16 protein-coding genes, 2 pseudogenes and 1 riboswitch are annotated in these 21,343 nt (G+C 63.3%); of the genes and pseudogenes, 13 read left to right on the top strand and 5 right to left on the bottom strand.

Features of this window, described 5'->3' with window-relative positions:
* Positions 1–1,151 precede the first annotated feature (1,151 nt).
* The 5 genes from PUN71_RS07610 (at position 1,152) to PUN71_RS23160 (ending at position 7,073) form a co-directional block, all read left to right on the top strand.
* Entirely contained in the window at positions 1,152–2,273 is a 1,122-nt protein-coding gene (locus PUN71_RS07610) for an MFS transporter (protein WP_277797921.1), read from the top strand.
* Positions 2,274–2,739: 466 nt separating this feature from the next.
* Positions 2,740–3,963: an NAD(P)-binding domain-containing protein gene (locus PUN71_RS07605; protein ID WP_277797920.1), complete on the top strand. Its 1,224-nt coding sequence runs from the start codon at positions 2,740–2,742 to the stop codon at positions 3,961–3,963.
* A gap of 692 nt (positions 3,964–4,655) precedes the next feature.
* Positions 4,656–5,258: a TetR/AcrR family transcriptional regulator gene (locus tag PUN71_RS07600; RefSeq protein ID WP_277797919.1), complete on the top strand. Its 603-nt coding sequence runs from the start codon at positions 4,656–4,658 to the stop codon at positions 5,256–5,258.
* The gene (locus PUN71_RS07595; protein ID WP_277797918.1) at positions 5,258–6,532 is read left to right on the top strand and encodes a glycosyltransferase; all 1,275 of its coding nucleotides are present in this window, start codon (positions 5,258–5,260) and stop codon (positions 6,530–6,532) included. The genes PUN71_RS07600 and PUN71_RS07595 overlap by 1 nt, the downstream gene beginning before the upstream one ends.
* 85 nt (positions 6,533–6,617) lie before the next feature.
* On the top strand, positions 6,618–7,073 hold the full coding sequence (locus PUN71_RS23160; protein WP_502860237.1) for a SpoIIAA family protein: 456 nt from the start codon (positions 6,618–6,620) through the stop codon (positions 7,071–7,073).
* A 78-nt stretch (positions 7,074–7,151) separates the two neighbouring features.
* Here PUN71_RS23160 and PUN71_RS07585 read toward each other — a convergent pair whose 3' ends face one another.
* Together PUN71_RS07585 and PUN71_RS07580 are read right to left on the bottom strand one after the other, a co-directional pair.
* Positions 7,152–7,313, bottom strand: coding sequence for a hypothetical protein (locus PUN71_RS07585; protein ID WP_277797916.1), 162 nt, complete (start codon positions 7,311–7,313; stop codon positions 7,152–7,154).
* Between the two features lie 84 nt (positions 7,314–7,397).
* Entirely contained in the window at positions 7,398–7,709 is a 312-nt protein-coding gene (locus PUN71_RS07580) for a hypothetical protein (RefSeq protein WP_277797915.1), read from the bottom strand.
* 424 nt (positions 7,710–8,133) lie between these two features.
* Between PUN71_RS07580 and PUN71_RS07575 the strand changes: the two are divergent.
* A pseudogene (locus PUN71_RS07575) lies at positions 8,134–9,264 on the top strand (ammonium transporter).
* A gap of 421 nt (positions 9,265–9,685) precedes the next feature.
* Here PUN71_RS07575 and PUN71_RS07570 read toward each other — a convergent pair.
* Positions 9,686–10,024 carry a DNA-directed RNA polymerase subunit alpha C-terminal domain-containing protein gene (locus PUN71_RS07570; RefSeq protein WP_277797914.1) on the bottom strand — a complete coding sequence of 113 codons (339 nt, stop codon included), beginning with the start codon at positions 10,022–10,024 and terminating at the stop codon, positions 9,686–9,688.
* 454 nt (positions 10,025–10,478) lie between these two features.
* Positions 10,479–12,209, bottom strand: coding sequence for a phosphomethylpyrimidine synthase ThiC (gene thiC / locus PUN71_RS07565; RefSeq protein WP_277797913.1), 1,731 nt, complete (start codon positions 12,207–12,209; stop codon positions 10,479–10,481).
* A riboswitch (TPP riboswitch) is annotated at positions 12,207–12,316 on the bottom strand. It overlaps the preceding gene by 3 nt.
* 319 nt (positions 12,317–12,635) lie before the next feature.
* On the opposite strand from thiC, the pseudogene PUN71_RS07560 reads away from it, so the two are divergent.
* The 3 genes and pseudogenes from PUN71_RS07560 to PUN71_RS07550 form a co-directional block, all read left to right on the top strand.
* Positions 12,636–13,310 (top strand): annotated as a pseudogene (locus PUN71_RS07560) (amino acid-binding protein); the annotation flags it as partial.
* A gap of 127 nt (positions 13,311–13,437) precedes the next feature.
* Positions 13,438–14,091, top strand: a complete 654-nt coding sequence (locus PUN71_RS07555; protein ID WP_349361805.1) for an aspartate/glutamate racemase family protein — start codon at positions 13,438–13,440, stop codon at positions 14,089–14,091.
* Between the two features lie 754 nt (positions 14,092–14,845).
* Complete coding sequence (locus tag PUN71_RS07550) at positions 14,846–15,358, top strand: GNAT family N-acetyltransferase (protein ID WP_277797911.1); 513 nt, start codon at positions 14,846–14,848, stop codon at positions 15,356–15,358.
* Between the two features lie 226 nt (positions 15,359–15,584).
* Here the strand turns inward: PUN71_RS07550 and PUN71_RS07545 are convergent, their stop codons facing one another.
* Complete coding sequence (locus PUN71_RS07545; protein ID WP_277797910.1) at positions 15,585–16,364, bottom strand: aspartate/glutamate racemase family protein; 780 nt, start codon at positions 16,362–16,364, stop codon at positions 15,585–15,587.
* A 415-nt stretch (positions 16,365–16,779) separates the two neighbouring features.
* On the opposite strand from PUN71_RS07545, the gene PUN71_RS07540 reads away from it, so the two are divergent.
* The 4 genes from PUN71_RS07540 (at position 16,780) to PUN71_RS07525 (ending at position 21,092) form a co-directional block, all read left to right on the top strand.
* Positions 16,780–17,604 carry a MurR/RpiR family transcriptional regulator gene (locus PUN71_RS07540; protein ID WP_277797909.1) on the top strand — a complete coding sequence of 275 codons (825 nt, stop codon included), beginning with the start codon at positions 16,780–16,782 and terminating at the stop codon, positions 17,602–17,604.
* A 112-nt stretch (positions 17,605–17,716) separates the two neighbouring features.
* Entirely contained in the window at positions 17,717–19,273 is a 1,557-nt protein-coding gene (locus PUN71_RS07535; protein WP_277797908.1) for an NCS1 family nucleobase:cation symporter-1, read from the top strand.
* 1,018 nt (positions 19,274–20,291) lie between these two features.
* Positions 20,292–20,747 (top strand): prevent-host-death protein, encoded by a 456-nt coding sequence (locus tag PUN71_RS07530; RefSeq protein WP_277797907.1) that lies wholly within the window; start codon positions 20,292–20,294, stop codon positions 20,745–20,747.
* Between the two features lie 3 nt (positions 20,748–20,750).
* Positions 20,751–21,092 (top strand): hypothetical protein, encoded by a 342-nt coding sequence (locus PUN71_RS07525; protein ID WP_277797906.1) that lies wholly within the window; start codon positions 20,751–20,753, stop codon positions 21,090–21,092.
* The last annotated feature ends 251 nt before the right edge of the window (positions 21,093–21,343 follow it).

The raw sequence follows: 21,343 nt of genomic DNA, 5'->3' as shown, positions 1-21,343 counted from the left end.
ACAGGTTTTCCTGCCCATCACTTCAAATTGTCACATTTGTTGGGGACCTGCGGCCTTCAACACCCCATGAGGGTGTTTCCGGAAGGGCAGGATTTATTCACCTCCGGCCAGGTACCCGGTGTGCCCGTTGCAGGCGTCGCCGGGGCTTGGGAGGTCAGCCTTTTCCCCTTGAATTACCAGAGCTCCGTAGTTCTGGACATTACCCAGGTACTCGCCTTCCTTTCCGGGGTGATAGGCGTTCAGCCCAGAGAATGCACAGATCGAGTTTGCGACGTAACCGGATATCGGAGTCCATGATCCCGTGGCGAAACCATCTGGCCCTGGAGGGCCGGTCACTTCTCCGGCAAGCGCGGAACTGGCGCCTGCTCCCAGAAGGATCGGCGCCACGAGCAAACCGGTAAGCCAGCTCTTTTTGAACACTGTTTTGCCTCCTTATTTCATTTTCATTTACTACACGTGAGAAATGACCAATGAACCGTCCGGGAGACCTAACGGAAAGAACATGAGTATGGTTGGCTGCGATGATAGTCCCTCCTCGGCAGCTGGACTAGAGCCTTGGAATGAAATGTGTGGCAAGGTCGACAAGGACCCTCGACGGCCGGCGCTAGCAAGGGTCAGCCCCGGCCACGGAGAGAGCGGGGTCCGCGCCGGGGGTGGTGGCTTTTCCGTAAACAACATGCTTCATCGGCCGGGACGCGGGCAAGGGAAACCGCCCAGCCTCCGCACGCTGGCGCTGGCCCATGAACCACGATGTCGTTGTGCTGCAACGACTCCCAGTCACCCCTGCGCCAACCTGGATGATCATGACCAGCCGAGTCCTCGTTCAGGTGGCCCATAAACTTGGTCGCGTCCGTCATTGTCGTCATCGCGGGAGCCATAGCCTACGGGCTGGCACTCAGCCCCGGGCAGTACCTCGTGGTCATACGGTCGCCTGTCGGCGCGCTCATGACACTTTTCGGCGATACATTGTGAGCGCCTCGTCATGGAGCGGTCAGGACACCCGCCCACTCCTGGCCTGCATCGGTTAAGGCGCCGTGTGAGCCACGTTAGGCGTCCGCTGTCCGCTGGAACTCGCGATGATGCAAAGAACTCGGTCTTAAGGGCTTGTTCCCCCTGCAGCCCGTACTGTATGGACCCCTGGCATACCAAGATTGGTCGAAGTCATTCGGCCGGGTCGATGTGCGTCGGCGCGGGTTTCGCCCATCATCTCCCGGATAGCCGCGGACCTGCCGTTCGACGCAGTTTCGATCGGCATGCTCGGGATGCTCCCGACGGCGGGATTCGCCCTGATGGGATTCATGACCCCTCAGTTGCTACGGCGCGTCCGACTCGAACCATTATTGCTGACCGCGACACTGCTGGCCGTTGCCGGACAGCTGGGAAGGGCGCTGGGAACGAGCGTTGCAGTCTTCCTGTTGCTTTCCCTGCTGACCATGATCGGGCTGGGACTGGGCAACATCGTGCTGCCGCCGTTGGTCAAAAAGTACTTCCCGGACAGGATCGGGCTCCTCACAGCCCTGTACGTCACACTGTTTGCGATCAGCACAGCCGTGGCCCCACAGCTGGCGGTTCCCATCTCGGAAGCAGCAGGCTGGCGGGTGGCAGTTGGCGTCTGGTCACTCGCCGGCGCTGCAGCCGCGCTGCCCTGGATCATCGTGCTCCTACGTCACCGGGCAGAACGACCGGCCATGGAACGCCTCACCGGAAATTCACGGCCCGTCCCCGGACCCAAAATCCGTCCGTGGAGATCACCTATCGGTTGGGGACTGGCCCTGATCTTCGCCGGGTGTTCCAGCAACACGTTCGCTATTTTCACCTGGCTTCCGGCCGTTCTGGTTGACCGCGGCTTCACTCCGGGAGAGGCAGGCTCCATGCTCGCCCTCTACGCCATCATTGGGCTGCCCACCAGCCTTGTCGTGCCCTTGCTGGTAGCGAGGATGCGACAGCCGGTCCCCATCGGCGTGTTCTTCACCCTAATGTTCGCCATCGGTTACGGGGAACTCCTCCTGGCGCCCGCGACCAGCTCACCCCTTTGGGTCGTCGTGTTCGGACTGGGCCAAGGCACCTATTCCTATGCCCTCCTGATGATCAACAAACGCACCCGAACCACAGCCGGCTCCGGTGCCCTCTCCGGATTCGCCCAAGGCGTGGGCTATTCCCTCGCCGGCCTGGTCCGTTGCTGTTCGGACTACTGCACGACCTCAGCGGCGGCTGAATGGCATCGTTTGTCATGCTCTGCACCTGCCTGCTGGCTCTCACCGCCGGACTGCTGATGATCAACCAGCCGCGCATGCTCGAAAACGACTAAACCTGGTCTAACCCTTACCCGAGCCGGGACATATGAGGCATTGCCTTCGGTCACCCAGCCTATCCAACCTTCCCGGCCCGACTGGAACCGCCAACCACGAATTAGCCGCCAACGAGGTTAGCAGTCACTGCCCGGAATGCGGCGAGAAGCCCAACCGGCCGCCCCCTCCATGGTTCCTCGAATGGGTCCTCGAACCGCCAACGTAAGCTGCGATTTAACCGCCATTCTGAACGAACAGTCACACCCAAAAACAGGCATGGCCATCGCTGGCGGACGCTCCGGCGCAGAGACGTCTAGTGTCCCACGGGCTGTGAGACGGCGGGGCGTTGAACTTACCGCAACGAGTGCTCTGACCATCTCTAGCACTCCCGCCTTGGCGGGGCGCATACTGACACTGGGTGGCCTGTAGACGGCGTTGAGGAGGGGTTGGCATGAGCGTGACTGATGTTGACGTGGTGGTTGTCGGCGCTGGGCAGGCGGGCCTGTCGATCAGCCGAGTGCTCTCGGAACTGGGCAGGGAGCATCTCGTTCTGGAGCGGGGCCAGGTGGGCCAGAGCTGGCGGGACCGTTGGGACAGCTTCACGCTGGTGCTGCCGAATTGGACCGTCCGTCTTGCAGGGCAGGCCTATGACGGCCCCGACCCGGACGGGTTCATGCCGCGGGACGAGTTCGTGGAGTATCTGAACTCTTACGCGGCCTCGGGAGGAGCCCCGGTGCGCGGGGGTGTAGAGGCTCTTGCGCTGGGACGGTGGGATGGGCGGTTCGCACTGGAGACCAGCGCGGGCGAGTTCCGGGCAAGGGAGGTAGTGGTGGCGACGGGCGGCTACCAACGTCCACACCGCCCGGCAGGAGTGCGAGAGCTGGAGGCGCTGCTGCCCGTGATCGAGGCGGGACAGTATCGCAGCCCCGGCCAGCTTCCATCCGGCCGGGTATTGGTGGTCGGCAGCGGGCAATCGGGGTGCCAGATCGCCGAGGAACTCCATCGGGATGGGCGCGAAGTTGTGCTCTCGTGTGGGCGGGCCCCTGGGGGTCCGCGCCGTATCGGGGGCCGAGATATCTTCTGGTGGGTCGCTGAGAGCAGGTTCATGCGGATGACCTTGGAAGACCTGCCCAACCCGATGGCGCGGATCGCGCCGAACCCGCAGAGCAGCGGCCTGCGCGGAGGCCATGACCTGCACTACCGCACTCTGCAGGCGATAGGCGTGATCCTCGTCGGACACCTGCTCGGTGCTCGCGCCGGGTGGCTGGAGTTCGCGGCAGATCTGGCCGACTCGGTCGACTTCGGCGACGCCCGCTACCGTGACCTGCAGAAGCTCGTGGCCGAGATGGCAGCCGAGCGCGGACTGCCTGTGCCGAGCCTGCCTGAGCCGGCACCATTCCATGCAGACGCGCCAGGCCGCCTTGAGGCGGCAGCGTTCGGGGCGGTGGTCTGCACCAGCGGATTCCGTCCGGACTATACCCGTTGGATCGATTTCCCCGAAGCGTTCGATGAGACAGGCTTCCCGATCCAGAACCAGGGTTCCAGCACCAAGGTCCCCGGGCTGCACTTCATGGGCGTGCCCTTCCAGCGGTCCCGCGCTTCGGCCACGTTGTACGGCGTCGGACACGATGCCGAGGTCCTCGGCGCCAGCCTTGCGACGGCAGCGGGGGCATAAGCAGCAAAGGCGCCAGATGGACCCTCTCGATGTGTGCACCGGCCGGAAACGGGCACTCAGCAAGGCGGTCCCTCAGCACTCTGTCTCTGGAATCAGAGACGGAGTGCTGCCAGCATCCGGTGGCGTATTCCTTGCGGGCTTTCAACTCTCCTTCTCCTAAGCCGACCTGATGTCTCGAAACTTCTGTGTCTCGAATCGCATGCCATACAAGACGACCGGTGCGTGAATACGGCAATTCTGGGCTGCGATTTAACCGCCATTCTGAACGAATAGTCACAAGCGAAAGTCGCGAGATTTTGTCGTTTTCCGAAGTCGTCTGCACGGAAGGTCAGAAGTCGTCTGCACAACTGTTAGCGGGCCATGGAAAACTGCCCGTAGGCGGCCGCGAAAGTGCCCAGAGGGGGGGCGAGCACACTAACTGGCCGCCCCTGGGCAGAAGCTGATGGCCATTGACACAACCGGTCCCGGCCCGCCAGGGGATCGTTTCTCGACACTGGACAGGGGAGCTCGTGCGAGTGTGACTTCTAATCCCGCATCCGACTGGAACCCGGCCGCCCGGAGACTGCGAAGAACATGACCTCGCGGATGCCGCGGGCCGGGGCTGGGTTATACGGCACCCCTGGCAGACGGGGGGACAGATATGGCGGCATTTGGTCTGGCACTCCATCATTATTGGAGTTAGTATGATTTACATGAAATTAAGGACTTCCGGCCGGAGCTACGTGATGACGAAGCGGGCCCAGTCCGCGGCAGCCACCGCAGAGCGCATCCTCGACGCGGCGGCAGCTGAGTTCGAAGCTGGCACCGCCATTGCCGGCATCACACTCGAGGCCGTCGCCGCCCGCGCCGGCGTAAGTGTCCAGACAGTACTGCGACGTTTCGGCGACAAGGACAAGCTTTTCTCCGCGACAGCCGAGCGCCAAGCAGCCAGGGTCGCCGCCGAGCGGGACACGGCCGTGCCCGGTGACCTTGAGGGCGCGATCGCGAACCTCGCCGCTCACTACGAGCGGGACGGGCGACTCGCCCTGCGGCTGCTCGCCGAAGAGGCGTCATCGCCGTTCATGACGACCGTCACGGGCGCCGGCCGGGCCTACCACCGGTCCTGGTGCGGACAGGTGTTCGGGCCGTTCCTTGACGGGCTCCACGGTGACGAACGCAACCGCCGCCTGGCCCAGTTCGTCGCCGTGTGCGACGTCTACGTCTGGAAGCTCCTCCGGCAGGACGCCGGGCTGGGCCGCGAGGCGTACATCCAAGCAATCCTCGAGCTCCTCGAACCCCTCACCCGGAGGACATAATGTCCCGCATCCTCGCCTACACTTCCCCCGCCATCGGCCACCTCTTCCCCATGACCCCGCTACTCCTCGAGCTGGCCCGGCGCGGGCATCAGGTGGAAGTGCGCACCCTCCCCGACCAGGTCGACCTCATGCGTGGTCTCGGGCTCGCAGCGGAGCCTATCGACGAACGGGTCGCTGGGATCGAGCACCGCGACTTTGGCACCAAGAACACCCTCGAGGCCCTCTCGGCCTCCGTGGACGTGTTCGTTCGACGAGCGGCGATCGACGGCGGCGACCTTGCCGCCGCGATCGCCTCAACATCCCCGGACGCTGTGATCGTCGACTTCAACTCCTGGGGAGCGCGCGCCGCTGCCCAGGCATGGGGCGGCCCCTGGGCAGCCTTCTGCCCCTTCACCCCGCCGGTGACCTCACGGGGTGCGCCTCCGTTCGGCCCCGGACTCCCACCCCTCGGTGGCCCGATCGGACGGCTCCGGGACAGCCTGCTGCGGCCCCTGATCATGGGGCAGCTCGAAAAGCGGTTCGTCCCCGGCATCAATAGGATTCTCACCACCAACGGCGTGCCGGCGGTCACGAGTGCCGACGGGTTCTTCCGGTCCGCACCCCTGACCCTGGTGACGACCTCGGAGCCCTTCGAGTACCCCCACCCCGACTGGGCACCGGACATCCGCCTCATCGGCGCCCTCCCCTGGGAGCCCCCGGCCCAGGTACCGGCATGGGTCCAGGAACCCGGTGACCCGTTCGTCCTCGTCACCACGTCCTCCGAGTACCAATCCGATGAAGCGCTCGCCCGCGCCGCAGCCCAGGGGCTCGGCGGGGAGCCCTACCGGGTTGTCGTAACGATGCCCGCCGGCATCGCGGACCTCGGCCCCCTGTCACCCAACGTGCGCGTCGAACAGTTCGTCCCGCACGGGCCCGTCCTCGCACGCTCAGCCGTAGCCGTAACCCACGGCGGCATGGGCGCCACCCAGAAGGCCCTCAACTCCGGCGTACCCTGCGTCGTCGTACCGTTCGGACGGGACCAGCTCGAGGTCGCCGCCCGAGTGAAGCACGCTAACGCGGGAGTGCGCCTGCCCAAAGGTAAGCTAACCCCGGAACGGCTGCGCAACGCCGTGCGCTGCGCGGCAACCATGGCCGACGGCGCCAGCCGCATAGCCTCGGGCTACCGCGCCGCGGGCGGGGCCATGGCCGGAGCCACGGCAGTCGAGGAACTCATCACCCAGAAACCACGCACCCCACGCCCGGAAGCAGCACGAAAAGGCCCTGACCAGCCCTGACTCCCCGCCGGGCCGACACACACCGTCCCCACCCGCCGGGGCCAAGCACCGACACGTACCTCAACACTGTCGAGCCGAATCCACCGTGAATTCCGTCGTCCCATCACCTGCCGTTGCCGGGGGTTCCCGCTCCTGCGGCCGGATATGTCGTGTTTGCCGTAGACGAGGTCGCCCCGGGCGCCTGCGCTGTTGTCCTGTAACGGGGGATAACGGTGGACCCGTTTTGGGTGTCGTCACTCTAGGTCAAGGGGCCCGGGTACCGATGCTGGTCGATATTCACGGCGTGAAGCACTCGGTGGCCGCCCGAAGAATTTTCCCTGCCACCTCCAGTATGTCCCGGATGGCGCTCCTGGGTTTGTCCCCGGTTGATGAGGTGGTTGTCATGTTCCGCGTCGGTCTTGTGCCTCTTCCGTTTCCGATCAGGTACTTTCCCTCGTCCCAGGAAGCGATGGCGTGGCTTCTTGAGGCCTCGGTGAGGCAGCAGCGAAGCGAAGATCTGCCCGCCGATGCGTCCGGGATTTTTCTCCGAACTCCCGGCTGAATTCCAGGGCGCCGCTGCAGGGTTTCCAGAGGACAGGCCTCGCCTGCAGTGGGCGGCACCAGTCTATGTCCGGGTTGCCTATTCGTCGGAGCTTTGGACCTTCACGCTCTGGGCCGTTGGACGCTCTTCAACCCGCGGCCGGTGCCGGGTTTGGGCCAGGGCAACCAGCAGGGTCAGGATGGTGCCCGTCCAGGCAAGCCCGGCGAGGAATACCAGGCCGATTGCCGCTAAGGGGTGCATGGCGGCAGCTTAGGACGGTCCGGCGCGGAGACCCTGATGCAACACTGCACGCAGGAACATGAACTCCTCAGCAGTTGGTTACTCTTAGGGGCCGTCGGCGTGCTGCACTTTGTGCTTGATCTCCCTGCCGGCCTTGCGGGCCTGCGCCGGCCGGGCGAAGACCCCGGGGGAGTAGGCCATGTAATAGTCCACCGGCTGTAAAGCCCTCCATTGCCAGCCGCCAGGGGCCTGGAGGATTTCGAATATTGCACTGGCAGCGGCCGCCTTGAATGCGGCAGCCTCCCGTTCCGCGAAGGCGAGTGAGACGTAATAGCGGCCCGGCCATGCCAGTACTTCGCCGTTTTCGTGGAGCCACCAGGACGGCCCCTGGCCTCGGTCAGCAACTTCGAACTTCACGGCAGATCCCTTTTCTCGGTCCGATGGGCTGCCACACGGTTCATGGCCCCCAGCGTGTTGAAGCGCCCGGGATCAGGATCGGAGATGAAGCGCAATATCGGGCTGGAATGCGGTAAAGAATGGCTCAAGAATCGGACGTGCGCCCACTTCAGTCGAGCTTCCCAGGGCATGGTCTTCAATCATGGGTTTCGGGTCCTCTGGAGTGTTCATCGCTAGGGCGGACGGTGGCTTGGGCCCTTGCCACGGCATCAAGGGTGTGCACGCGCTGTTTATGGGATGCGAAAGAGTGGCCGCCAGATCCGGCGGTGAGGTGGAAGTCCAGGGAAGCTGCGTGGTAGGAAGGTCACGAGCGGGGCGCGGGAGACTGGAATCTGGTCGATGAGAGTAGACATGATGTCCCGGCTTTCCCTGGCTACCGGTTCGGCTGAATCTTGGACTGAACGGGCTGACGGGCAGCATTGGTAGCAAAGCTCCCGGCCTCCCGGATCTGGTGTTCGTTGGTTTCCAGGCTACTTTTGCCATCATTACCGTTGCTTTGATCAGTGGCGCTGTGGCCGAACGCGTCAGGTTCGGTCCTTGGCTTCTTTTTGCCGGGCTGTGGGTGGCCTTGGTCTACGCCCGGATCGCGCACTGGGTCTGGGGTGGCGGCATCTTCGGTGCTACCGGCGTCGTGGGAAGTAAGATTTCCGCTCTGGACTTCGCCGGCGGAACCGTGGTCCACATGAACGTCGGCATCGCCGGCCTGATGCTGGCCGTGGTCCTTGGAAAGCGGCTCGGATTTATGAAGGATCCGAACATCCGCCCGCACAACCTTCCATTTGTGATGCTCGGTGCCGGCCTGTTGTGGTTCGGCTGGTTCGGGTTCAATGCCGGCTCGGAATTTGCCGCCGATGCCTCCGCGGGGCTGGCCTGGACCAACACACTGCTGGCCACAAGTGCCGCGCTCCTGGGCTGGTTGCTTATCGAGCGCATCCGTGACGGTCACGCGACCTCGCTGGGGGCAGCCTCCGGCGCGGTGGCCGGACTGGTCGCCGTGACACCGGCCTGTGGATTCGTGGACCCTGCGGGCGCGATCGTAATCGCAGTGGTCGCCGGAGCGGTCTGCGCCCTGGCGGTAGGCCTAAAGTTCAAGATCGGCCTTGACGATTCCCTTGATGTGGTGGCCGTGCACTTTGTCGGCGGCCTGTGGGGGACGCTGTCGCTGGGATTCTTTGCGCTGCCCTCGTCCACCAAGACCCAAGGCGGGCTGTTCTACGGCGGAGGCCTCACCTAGTTCTGGCCACAGCTGCTCACGGCCCTTGTCATCACGGTGTGGAGCTGCGTGATGACCACACTGATCGGGTTTGCCATCCACAGGAGCATCGGTATGCGGGTCTCGGAGACCGATGAACTCAACGGCATCGACGTCACCGAGCACGCCGAGACCGCATACGAGCTATTGATGGTAGGCGGCAGCTTCAACCCAGCAGAGCCACACCCGGCCGCCGTCGCTGCCGAAGAGGCGCCCTCGCTCATTGAGGGAAGCATGCCCGGGCGCGGCAAGATCCGCATGTAAAACCCGTGACAGTGATCGTCCGTCTGAAAGAATTGAAAACGTCCGCCCCGCTCGGGGGATAATTCCGGGTCGTTAGCACCCCTGTCAGCCCCCGGGCGAGCAGCTACTCTCAGCAAGCGGCATTCGGAGGTCTGCCGCGGAGGCTCAGTACGCAAATAGACGCGCACCGATCATCCCTTGGGCAGCCACGTATGTGCCATGCTGGCCGCGTCTAGGTGACCACCGGCGACTCCGGACTCTCTGAGCCCGCAGCCGCGCAGTATACCGGGCGCGGATGATCTCCAGTGCGTCCACGTCCAGTAACCTGCGGGTTCCCGGTGCGTGTCTTTAGGTTCCAGGACAAGCCCGTTCCCGGGTACATCCCGGTCGCCCTGCCACGGTGATAGAGCCTGCCGGTGTGTCAGGGGTCCACTTCGTCCTCCTATGAGATGCTCGGTGGAGCCTGCCAGGTGTTGTGGTTCTTAGTGTGACGGCTGGTTTTGGCGCGGGCCAAGGCGCGACGGGTTGGGATCTGGGTAAACGTGGAGGAGGGGATCTTTGCCGTGGCGAGGGTGAGGCTTTCCTGGGCGAGGGCTGTTTCGATGATCTTCAGGGTTCCTTCTCCGAGGCCGATGATCCCGGTCAAGAGGTCTTCCCTTGACCGGGCGATCAGTTGTCCCACGGAATTAACTCCGCCGCGCAGTAGGGCATTCATCGCCCGCGGTGGCAGCGCCAGTTCGGTGATTGGACGAGCGCGGTTCAGTTCGCGTTCCCGGAGCATCCGGGCAGTCGGGCGCCTGTGGATTGTCTTGACAGACGGGTCCGGCAGCAAGGCCCGGGATACTGCCGGGGCGTCCAGATGTGTTGATCTGGCGTCGGGGCGCCCGGATATGTCGTGAGGGTCTGGTGTCATGGTGCTTCTCCGGGCGGTCGCTCGCGTCAGCGGTTGCGGGACGTTCGTATGCACTGCGGGCTGGGGGTTATTCGCCGATGCGCCATGGACCGGGTACTGGGAGTGGGTTTGGGCTGATCTTCTGGGGTGTCGGCGACTTCGGACACCATGGCCTTGAAGGGGCTCCGCCCGGTAGCAATCGCCGGTGAAGAATTCGGGCCGGAAGACGGTCAGACCCTGGGGGCGGCCCCTTTTGGGTGTGTTCCGGTGGCCTACTTCGGGGCAGGGTTTACGACTGGGGGTGGTGCCCGGGCCTGCGGCTTGGGCGGCAGGCCCGGGGGGTTTAGGGGTTGAGGCGGGCGGGTTCGGGGAGGTAGACCTTGCCACCGGATTCGCGGAATTCTGCGCTCTTGGCGTTCATGCCGGCGATTACTTCCTGCTCGGATACTCCACCGAACTGGTCCCGGATGTCCTGGCTGATCCGCATGGAGCAGAACTTCGGCCCGCACATGGAGCAGAAGTGCGCCGTCTTCGCCGGTTCAGCGGGAAGGGTTTCGTCGTGGAACTCCTCCGCCGTGACCGGGTCCAGGGACAGTGCGAACTGGTCGCGCCAGCGGAATTCGAACCGGGCCTTAGAGAGGGCGTCGTCGCGTTCGTGCGCACCGGGGTGGCCTTTGGCGAGATCCGCGGCGTGGGCCGCGATCTTGTAGGTAATCACTCCGGTTTTCACGTCGTCCTTGTTCGGCAACCCGAGGTGTTCCTTGGGCGTGACGTAGCACAGCATGGCGGTGCCGTACCGGGCGATCTCCGTCGCTCCGATGGCCGAGGTGATGTGGTCATACCCGGGTGCAATGTCGGTCACCAGCGGGCCGAGGGTGTAGAAGGGCGCACCCTCGCAGAGTTCCTGCTGGCGTTCGACGTTTTCACGGACCAGGTGGAACGGGATGTGACCGGGTCCTTCGACCATGACCTGCACATCGTACGTCCAGGCCCGCTTTGTCAGTTCTGCGAGGGTGTCCAGCTCGGCGAACTGGGCCGCGTCATTGGCATCCGCCGTGGAACCCGGGCGCAGGCCGTCACCCAGGGAGAACGCGACGTCGTATTTGGCGAAGATCTCGCAGAGCTCGTCGAAGTGGGTGTAAAGGAAGTTCTCCTGGTGGTGGGCCAGGCACCAGCCGGCCATGATGGACCCGCCACGGGACACGATCCCGGTCACCCGGTTTGCGGTCAGGGGTACGTAGCGCAGGAGGACGCCGGCGTGGACGGTCATGTAGTCCACGCCCTGCTCGCACTGTTCGATCACGGTGTCCCGGTAGATCTCCCACGTCAACTCGTTGGCCTGCCCGTTAACCTTTTCCAGTGCCTGGTAGATCGGCACCGTGCCAATCGGGACGGGGGAGTTGCGGATGATCCACTCCCGCGTGGTGTGGATGTCATCCCCGGTGGAGAGGTCCATCACCGTGTCGGCGCCCCACTGGGCCGCCCACTGCAGCTTGTCCACCTCCTCGGCAATGGAGCTCGTCACCGCGGAATTGCCGATGTTCGCGTTGATCTTCACCAGGAAGGCCTTGCCGATGATCATCGGCTCGGACTCGGGGTGGTTGATGTTGTTCGGAATGATCGCCCGGCCGGCGGCCACCTCGCTCCTGACCAGTTCGACGTCGCAGTTTTCCCGGACCGCCACGAACCGCATCTCCGGGGTGATGATGCCCCGTTTGGCGTAGTGCATCTGGGTGACCGTCCTGCCCTCAAGAGCGCGGCGGGGCACGGGCTGTGCGCCCTTCCACTCCGCCGATGCAGCACCCCGGCGCACGGCGGACTTCCCGTCGTCGAGGAGGTTGCGTTCCCGGCCGCCGTAAGGCTCGGTATCGGCCCGGGCCTGGATCCATTCGGACCGGAATGGCTCCAGGCCGATCACCGGATCACTGCCAGGCCCCGCTGTCCGGTAGACCGTGAAGGGAGGATTCTTCACCCCGTTCGGCGAATCCTCCAACGCGATCTCCGTGACAGGGACGCTAATGCCGTGTTCTGTGTCGTGGGCATACGCGAGCGAATGCGAATTCATGGCGTTCATCAGTGTTTTCCTACTTCCTTCGCCGGCATGACCCGGACAGGTTCAACGGTCACGGACTGCCTCAGCCCGATCTCAGCCCCTGCATCAGGGCACCCGTGTGGATGTGACCAACCTTACAGAAGACTCGTCCACGCGAAAAGCAGTTCCGACCACGATCGTTGCAGCGTACACCGGGGACTGGCAGGTTGCCGCGGGTCAGGGCGCCAGGTCCTTCTCGATCATCCAGCAAGGTTTCACTAAGCCCGGTCCAGGGGCGTCGTGTGCAGGCACCCGCTGCCGCTTGCGTTGGCAGTGGGCCAGGAATTACGTGGTCGAAACCCATCCGCAACAGCGCCGGGGGAGTCTTAAGGCGTGGCCTGAGCTGACAGGGCTTTCCGCGGGAGTGGGACTGGGGTGCTGCGTACCGCCAGGGGAGGGAGGTCGGGGTTGCCGTTTGTGGTGAAGGTTCTGGTGTTGACTGTGGCGACGAGCCTGCTGGGCATCTGGGTGGCGGAGCCTTCGGTGCGGCGGTTGCTGCGGGGGTGGCTGCATGCGCCGGCGCTGCGCCAGCGCCGTCGCCTGATGGAGGCACCGGCTCTCTGGCGGGCCCGGACCTATCTTGCAGATGAATCCGGCGCCCTGGAGCGGGTGACCAGGTCCCTGGCGCACCGGGGCATCAATATCCACAGTATCCACGTGCACCGCCTTCAGGGCGGGGTCCTGGACGAATTCGTGCTCTCCGCCCCGGACGGCCTTACCGAACAACGGCTCCTGGCCGCCCTGCAGGACGGCGGGGGCCGGCACGCCAGGGTGTGGCCCACCACCGCCCTGGCCCTCGCTGACGGTCAAACGAGGGCGCTGACGCTGGCTTCCCGCGTCGCGGCAAACACGGACGAACTTCCCCTCACTGTCGCCGAGCTCCTGGGCGCGACGGTCCTTCCCGGCGCCCCGCGGCCGGCGGGGCCGGTGTACTTTCCCGGTGCGGTCTCTTCCGGTGCTCCGGGCGCGGTGTTGAAAATTCCGTCGTCCTGGGGTCCGCTCTACTTTTGCCGGGCTGAGGAGCCGTTCACCCCGGCAGTGTCGGCCCGGGCGCACCGGCTCGCGGAATTGGCCGAAGTCGTCGAACTCACCGCGTTGGCCACGGACCGCGGCGCGGCCGGGGTGGGCATCTCAGAACGCGGTCGGGTTCGGGGACGACTGAGGGGCACTCTCACAGGGTTTCTATTTTCAGTGTTAGGGAGGGGCCGTGATGAGGGTAGGACTTATCAGGGCGTTGACGACGTCCGACCGGCGCATGCTTTACGCGCACGGGGACCTGTTGGCCAGAAGTTTCGGGTTTGACGTTCTCACCCGTTGCATCCCGGACCAGCCGTTCGGAGTTTACGATGATGCCTCGTTTCGGGCCGCGGTCCCGAAGGTGGCAACCCTGGCCGTGGAGATGGCCGGCGGGGTTGATGCGCTGATCATCAGTTGCTGCGCCGACCCGGGGCTGCCCGAAACACGCGCCGCGCTGGATATCCCTGTCATCGGCGCCGGATCCGCCGCGGCCGCGGCTGCCCTGGCGTTCGGCGGCCGGGCGGGGGTGCTGGGTCTCACCCACCAGGCACCGGGGCCGATCGCCGAAGCCTTGGGGGACAGGATGCTCCTCATAGATGGGCCCGACAGTTCCGGGACCCCCGAAGGCTTCCTCACGCCCACCGGGATCTTCGATGCCCTGGCCCAGGCGCACATGCTCGTTGACGCCGGCGCCGAGGTCATCGTCCAGGGCAGCACCGGGCTCTCGAGCATCGGGATGACCCGGGTCCTCCGGGACCGGCTTGGGGTGCCGGTCATCGACCCGGTCACGGCCGCCGGATCCGTCCTCCTTTCCGGAGCCGCCCCCCGAACAGTGCAAATGGTCTGAAAACACGACTCCGCGCAGGGAATGCTCCCTCGCAATGAATCCGCCTACTTTAGGCCCACACCACCCGGTGGCCTCTAAAACCTAGCTTCCGGCGACGGTTCTTCCCCTATACAGGAAAATGACGTCAAGGAAACCGGGCGGCAACATCGGAGGAGCATCCTGATCTTAAGGGTCAACGTGCACAGAGAAGGGAGCCGACGATGGCTGAAGCTAAGGAAGCAACCATCCGCACGTGCGAGGAACTTACGCACGGGGACGAAATTGAGGCCTGGCATGAGGGCAGGCTCTTACACAGAGGAACGGTGAGCCAGACCTTGCCCACCATGGGAATGTTCTGGATCGTGTGCTCCAGAACCGGGACGCGCAAACTCGTGGATCTGGAAGCATCAGATATCATCCGGATGTCCGCTCCCACAAACCTGGGGTTAGTGAGACCGGAAAGGACACCGGCCTGATGTCGCCCGAACCCGCCGCCGGTCTGCACAGGGTAAGTACCGACTCGAAAACCGGGCATCCCTTCGACGACCCCCAGGGGTGATTGCCGCAGCTGGGCTGGTAGCCCGTCGGGACGCAACTCGCCCATCCCCTCATGCGCGCGGTTGCTGGCCTGTCAGGGGGTGTGGCCGGATCTACTGCGCAGGGGAACCGGCATGAATGCCATCTGGGGCGGATGGGCTGGCTTCCTCCGTGCGTCGAAATGACCCACACTTATGCACAAGGGATTCCTCTCTACCTCGGCGGAAGGCAGGTTCAGATGGCGGCCTCTTTGATCTCACTGGCAGCACTTATTGGACCACAGGACCTCAAACCCGCCGCTCATGCCCTGCGGAACATCAAAGCCACGGACCTGCCCCCACTCGCGGAGCTCTACCTGCAGTCCTACGGTGACCGAACATCCGCTCTGGACACGGGCAAAGCCGCGCGCAGGATCAGGACCGTCCTCGGAGGCGCCCACGGAACCCCCATCCCACAGGCCTCCCTACTAACTGCCGACGCGGAAGGCCGGATCATCGCCGCCATCCTCACGACGAAGCGGGACTTCGGAACAGCCGGACCTGGCACGGCTTTCATCGCAGAACTTTTCACCCACCCCGATCATCGGAGGCAGGGCCTCGCAGAAGAACTCCTTGGCCATGCCCTGCAGGCCCTTCACGATACTGGCCACAAAACCGTGGCCGTCACCGTAGACAGCGCTAACGCCGCCGCCATCGCCCTCTACCTTTCCCGGGACTTCCGCCGCCTCACCCAGCCCGCAAAGGACAAATAAGCCTTGATCCACAGCTCTGAGGCTCGCCGGAGCGCCAGGGCGATTTCGATGCCAGCGCTCAGGAAGAAGCCTGAGGGTTTGTGGGGCTCAGGTGCTGATTCAGTCATATCGCCGGGGGACTTGATCTGCCTGGCACTTGAAAATAGAGCACGGGGTAGTGATTCTTGAAACGTCGTTGCCACGCAGTGCGCGCTACGAGGTCAGCCGCGCTCTCTGTGTGCCGCTCTCACGCTGACTGGTTACCCTGAACACGGGGAGGCGGGGCTGATTCCTGCAATTCCTGAGAGGAGGGGAAAGGCCAACCGGTGACTACTTTTGGTCGGGCCGGGGCGTAGGTGCGGACTTTCGAGGTGCTGAGCCCGAGGCGGACGAGTGACTCGGCGATCGTTACAGCCGCTGCGACGCCGTCTACGACTGGGACTCCGAGACGGCTGCGGATTTGCTCGTCGAGTCCGGACATCCCGCCGCACCCCAGGACGATAACTTCTGCCTTGTCGTGTTCCACGGCGCGAGTGGCTTGGGCAATGATGGCTTCGACCGCCCGGCGGGGGGACTCTTCAAGCTCGAGAACGCCAAGGCCGCTGGCTCTCACCGAGGCGCACCGGGCTTCGAGGCCGGCGAGTTTGAGCCGGTCCTCGATGAGCGGCACGGTCCGGTCAAGGGTGGTGACGACGGAGTATTTATGGCCGAGGAACATGGCGGTGCTCGCCGCTGCTTCAGTGATGTCGATGACGGGTACGTTGAGCAGTTCCTGGAGTCCTTCCCTGCCATGCTCGCCGTAGCCGGCCTGGATGACGGCGTCGAACGGTTCACGGTAAGCCAGGACGATGTCCATGACGGCGACTGCTGCCAGATAGCTTTCGAAGTTACTTTCGCAGGAGTCCGCTCCGAACCGAGGGGTGAGACCGATGATCTCCGTCCCGGCGGCGGCGGCCGCCCGGGCCTGGGCAGCGATTGATTCCGTCATGGAAGCGGTGGTGTTGACGTTCGCAACGAGGATGCGCATGTTGCCTTTCGGGTCGTCTGATGAGGCGCAATTGGCCCCACCATAGTTGCTGTACAGGTCTCCGTCTGCCATCAACCGTCGCTTCGCGCCGGCTCCCTCAAGCAACCTATTCATGACCCCATCTCTGCCCTTCAACTCCGGGCCCAATCATATAAGGCTCTCTGAGTTCACTTATGGTTCCTGTTCGGGCTGAATGCGTAGATAATACTCATCCCGCAGAACCACGACCCCTCTGACGCCGAGCTCGTTGACTCGGGCGGCAAGTAATTTCCGGTCAAGGCAACCCGTGCCGCGATGTACTCTCCGGGCCCGGGCCGTCCTGACCTCTTTTGCCCTGTCGTCGAGTTCAAACAGGGTCACGACGGCGCCGGTCCACCAATGCATTTCCACCGGTGCGCCGTGAGACGGTTGTTTCATGAGGATCGATGAGCGAATCGAACGGCACTATCCGGAACTGGGGCCCCAGGAGCGGAAGGCGGCGGATACTTTGCTGGACCGCCTGGGTGATCTGGCGGTTTACAACGCGGCCGAACTCGCCCAATTGAGTGGCGTTTCCAAAGCCACCATGAGCCGGCTCTTCCGCCGCCTGGGATTTGCCGACTACAACGAAGTCAAGGAACACGTCCGAAGCCTGCGATCCAGCGGGGTGCCGATTGCCGCCAATAATGCCGATAGCGGGGTGAACCAGCATCTGGCCTTGGAGCAGCAGAACCTTAAGCGGCTTTTTGATGGTCTTGACGACGCGCGGTTGCATGAGGCGACGCGGCTGCTGGCCGGGGCCCGGAACGTCGTGCTGCTTGGATTCCGCAATAGTTTCCCTCTGGCCCTGCACCTCAGGCAGCAACTCCTTCAGTGTCGGCCTGGGGTAGCTCTGGCACCGCAGCCCGGCCAAAGCGTCGGGGAAGAACTGGCGGGGCTGGGCGAGGCCGACGTCGTCGTCCTGCTCGGATTCCGCCGCCGGCCGGAGGGTTTCCATAATGTCCTGAAGGCAGCCGGCGCCACGGGCGCAAGCACCATTCTGATCGCCGACCCCAGCGCCCGCTGGCTTGCCGCGGAGGCTTCCATCTCGATCGAGTGCCCACTGGAGGGCAGCGCAGCCTTCGACAGCTACGCCACAGCCATGAGCCTTATGAGCATTCTCGCGAACGGGGTACTTGCCGCCCGCGGCCGCTCCGGGCGGAACCGTATCCGGGAAATCACCAGCGTCTACGACTCGCTGCGGGAGATCGAACGGGGTTAGGAATTGTAAACAGGATGTAGCGGCGTGGAAACAGTACTGAAACGTTGGTTTCATTTAATTGAGAAAATGGAACGGCTGAACCGGCCGGGACGCAGACCGATTAGAGGACACCATGCCAGACCCCCAAGCTACTGCGGTACGCAACGACGCGCCCACCGTCCCCGGCTTTGACCCCACCCGCGATCCACGGCTGAGCAATGACGATCTTGCGCCGCTGAAAAGTCAGAACTGGACCAGCTACAACCTTTTCGCGTTCTGGATGTCCGATGTCCACAGCATTGGTGGCTACGTGACGGCGGGAAGCCTCTTCGCGCTGGGCCTTGCCAGCTGGCAGGTTCTCGTTGCGCTGCTGGCGGGCATCGTGATCGTTCAGATTTTCTGCAACCTGGTGGCCAAACCCAGCCAGAAAACCGGCGTTCCCTACCCGGTGATCAACCGGGCGGTCTTCGGCGTCAAAGGCGCCAATATCCCCGCCATCATCCGCGGCCTGATCGCCGTCGCCTGGTATGGGGTGCAGACCTTCCTGGCATCAGAAGCCCTCGTGATCGTGTTCCTCAAATTCTTCCCGGCCATGGCACCGCTCTACGACATCCGGCAATACGGTTTCCTGGGCCTCTCGGCATTGGGGTGGATTTGCTACGGCATCCTATGGGTGGCCCAGGCCGCGCTGTTCTGGAACGGCATGGAAAGCATCCGCAAGTTCATCGATTTCGCCGGCCCCGCCGTTTACGTCGTCATGCTGGTCCTGGCGATCTATCTGGTTTCCAAAGCCGGCATCGGCAACATCAGCCTCAACCTGTCCGCCGGTGAGCCGCTCGACTTCGCGGCATCCATCCCGGTCATGATCTCCGCGATTGCGCTCGTTGTGTCCTACTTCTCGGGCCCCATGCTCAACTTCGGCGATTTCGCCCGCTACGCCAAGAGCTTCAAGGCGGTCAAGAAGGGCAATCTCCTGGGTCTGCCCGTCAACTTCCTGTTCTTCTCGCTGCTGACCGTCATCACGGCGTCGGCCACGATCCCTGTATTCGGGCACCTCATCACCGACCCGGTCAAGACTGTGCAGGAAATCGATTCTGTCTTCGCGGTGCTGCTGGGCGGCCTGACATTTGTCATCGCAACTGTCGGCATCAACATCGTGGCCAACTTCATCTCACCGGCATTCGATTTCTCCAACGTGAGCCCGCAGAAGATCAGCTGGCGCATGGGCGGCATGATCGCCGCCGTCGGATCCGTCATCCTGACCCCGTGGAACTGGTACTCAAACAATGACGCCATCCACTACACACTCGGGGTGCTGGGTGCCTTGATCGGCCCGCTCTTCGGCATCCTGATCGCCGGGTACTACCTCGTGGGCAAGCAGAAGGTATGGGTCGAGGACATGTATACCATGAAGCCGGGCGGCAAGTACTGGTTCCGCAACGGCTACAACCCCAACGCGATCAAAGCCGTGGCCGTGAGCGGCGTCATCTCGATCGCCTCAGTCCTGATCCCCAAGATGCTGCTCGATTCAGGCGCAACGACCGACAACGCCACCTGGATTGGCAACTACAGCTGGTTCCTTGGCTGCGCACTGGGCCTGGTGACATTCTGGGCCCTCGAGAAAAGCACGCCAATGATCAACCTCGAGCCGAACGGCGTTGCCGCGAATGACGGCGCATTGAGCCACTGACCCCCTCGGCGTGGCCGGCAGTTGTGGCCCCTTTTCCACTGGAACTCGGGCGATAGCTGTCGGCTCGCGCTACGCCCTTACGGGTGCGGCGCGATTCCTTGGCTACGCCATCCGTGTCGAGCACAATTAGCGGTCAGCGCAAGGGGCGTCGTTCCCTCAGCGGTGATGTTCAACTGCGTGCCCGACGAGGTCATCAGATCGGCTGTTGCTCCGTATATGGCCAAAGTGCAATCAGGGCGGGGACCAGAAGGCCGCGAACAGACGTGCGGCAAAAGCGAAGCAAGCTGCCCATTCCATTCACTCCCCGAGCAATGAGAGATCAGAATGCGCCCGAGAGGAAGACGTCCAGAGAATACTTGTTTCATGCTTATCGCCGGCCGCCTCGCGTAATTCCAGTCCCATTCCGCGGTCGCTGTCACCCCGCCTGATAATTCCGGCATTTATTGCTGCCGCAGCTATTATCATGACGGCAAGGGCCGTCCTGGCGCCCTTTATCTGAGTTCCGGGGTCAGGGGAAAACGTCACTACCGGTGCCGGGGAAAGTGTGGCTTGTCAAGATAGATGGCGAAATTGCCAGTCAGTTGGCGAGCTGAGGAGCTGGGCCTAGCGGGGAAATCGCGCTGTCCCTTGCTGGCAACGTTGCAGGCGAGCGGACCGAAGTATGCCCCCGTACGAACAGAGGCGCCGCCAGCTCGCGTAGCCATCGGAGTTGGCGAAAGGCTCGGCTTCAGGGTCGTTCGGGGCTTGGTCTCCGGCGCCGATGCCAAGCGACGACCCGATCCAGAGCTGACTATGTGCAAGTGTTCGCGCGATCTCACCAGCGCTCCGCCAACTCGTTGGAAGGATTCGCCAAATCGTTTGGCAATTCGCCAGCAAGACTGGCAAGCCACAACAGAAAGAGCCCCTTTACAGGCACTCCCCCGCCAAGTATTAAGAGCCGATAGTAATGATTTCGTCAACCACGTGGCCTGTCCTTCCTTGATGGACTTCAGAACATGATCTGAAGTAGAGTTGAGTCATGAGCGCCGTAGCCACTTCCCGAACGACATTTCAGTCTTCCGAGCTGAGCCGCGCTTCGGCTGAGGCCTTTGCTGCTGCATCCGATCACCCGATTCAGATCACTCGCCGCGACGGTGAGTCTTTGGTGCTGATGTCTGAGAGCGCTGACCGGGCGCGGGCTTCTCTGCTTGAACTGGCTGCGCAGCTGATAGCCGTTACCACCAGTACCGAGGGAAGTCTTGCGACCCGGATGAGTGATCGGTTTCCTTGGATGCTTGCCTTGAGCGAGGCAGACCGCGATGCCTGCTCCGCGGACATCGTGGCTGCGGCGCGGGCCTCTTTTGCCACCAACCAGCCCCATCTGGCCGTCGCGGAACTCAGTGCCTGGCGTGAGACGGCAATTGCCATCGCCGCCGGGCTCGGCAAGGAAGCCATCGAATGGCTTGATGACGCCGAAACTGTCGAGCGTCCCTGAGGAATGGCGAAGAACGAAAAGGTCGAGAGGCCGACTAAGAAGAGCGAATATGAGCTTCGGTTCGCTTCTGTGCAGGCTAAACGCGGGTGGACGGATCTGAAAGCCACGAGCAGGAACGCCTTGGTGGATTCGTGGGACTTCCTGACGCGGACGCCGCAACTGACGACACCGACCAACTACCGACTGCGTGGTGAGCTGGGCCGCCTAACACGAGACGGTGTTACTCACGACAGGTGGCAGCACAAGCCCACCCTGAAAGGTGATGCACGCATCTGGTTCTACGTCGTGGGCCAGACTGTTTACTTGGAACAGGTCCATACGAGCCATCCAAATGAAACCAAGTAATAGCTGTCCAACTCAACGAGACTACCCATGCACTCCCTTGTGGCGGTATCGGCGGTAGCCGGGTCGGCTAGCACAACGCCGCGAACCAGAAGCCGGTGTTGCTACTGAGAGTGGAGCAGCGCGGGCTGTTTTCGGGCGGCCGGAGGGCTCTCCTCATCCGGCACGTGCTATCAGATGCGGCGCTCAACGTTTGCGTCAGAATAGCGGCGACAGCCCGGTTAATTGACAATGGCTCATGATGTTCTCAGACT

It is taken from the genome of Arthrobacter sp. NQ7, from assembly GCF_029581595.2.
GTDB classification, from domain to species: Bacteria; Actinomycetota; Actinomycetes; order Actinomycetales; family Micrococcaceae; genus Arthrobacter; species Arthrobacter phenanthrenivorans_B.
This window is presented reverse-complemented; position numbering and strand designations above follow the sequence as displayed.

What these genes read in the sequence shown, in the direction of transcription:
- PUN71_RS07595 (WP_277797918.1), top strand. Translation starts at nt 5,258, where the DNA reads ATGTCCCGCATCCTCGCCTACACTTCCCCCGCCATCGGCCACCTCTTC.
- PUN71_RS07545 (WP_277797910.1), bottom strand. Translation starts at nt 16,364, where the DNA reads ATGCGCATCCTCGTTGCGAACGTCAACACCACCGCTTCCATGACGGAA.
- thiC (WP_277797913.1), bottom strand. Translation starts at nt 12,209, where the DNA reads ATGAACGCCATGAATTCGCATTCGCTCGCGTATGCCCACGACACAGAA.
- PUN71_RS07600 (WP_277797919.1), top strand. Translation starts at nt 4,656, where the DNA reads ATGAAATTAAGGACTTCCGGCCGGAGCTACGTGATGACGAAGCGGGCC.
- PUN71_RS07530 (WP_277797907.1), top strand. Translation starts at nt 20,292, where the DNA reads ATGAGCGCCGTAGCCACTTCCCGAACGACATTTCAGTCTTCCGAGCTG.
- PUN71_RS07570 (WP_277797914.1), bottom strand. Translation starts at nt 10,024, where the DNA reads ATGCTCCGGGAACGCGAACTGAACCGCGCTCGTCCAATCACCGAACTG.
- PUN71_RS07585 (WP_277797916.1), bottom strand. Translation starts at nt 7,313, where the DNA reads ATGCACCCCTTAGCGGCAATCGGCCTGGTATTCCTCGCCGGGCTTGCC.
- PUN71_RS07555 (WP_349361805.1), top strand. Translation starts at nt 13,438, where the DNA reads ATGAGGGTAGGACTTATCAGGGCGTTGACGACGTCCGACCGGCGCATG.
- PUN71_RS07540 (WP_277797909.1), top strand. Translation starts at nt 16,780, where the DNA reads ATGAGGATCGATGAGCGAATCGAACGGCACTATCCGGAACTGGGGCCC.
- PUN71_RS07525 (WP_277797906.1), top strand. Translation starts at nt 20,751, where the DNA reads ATGGCGAAGAACGAAAAGGTCGAGAGGCCGACTAAGAAGAGCGAATAT.
- PUN71_RS07605 (WP_277797920.1), top strand. Translation starts at nt 2,740, where the DNA reads ATGAGCGTGACTGATGTTGACGTGGTGGTTGTCGGCGCTGGGCAGGCG.
- PUN71_RS07550 (WP_277797911.1), top strand. Translation starts at nt 14,846, where the DNA reads ATGGCGGCCTCTTTGATCTCACTGGCAGCACTTATTGGACCACAGGAC.
- PUN71_RS07535 (WP_277797908.1), top strand. Translation starts at nt 17,717, where the DNA reads ATGCCAGACCCCCAAGCTACTGCGGTACGCAACGACGCGCCCACCGTC.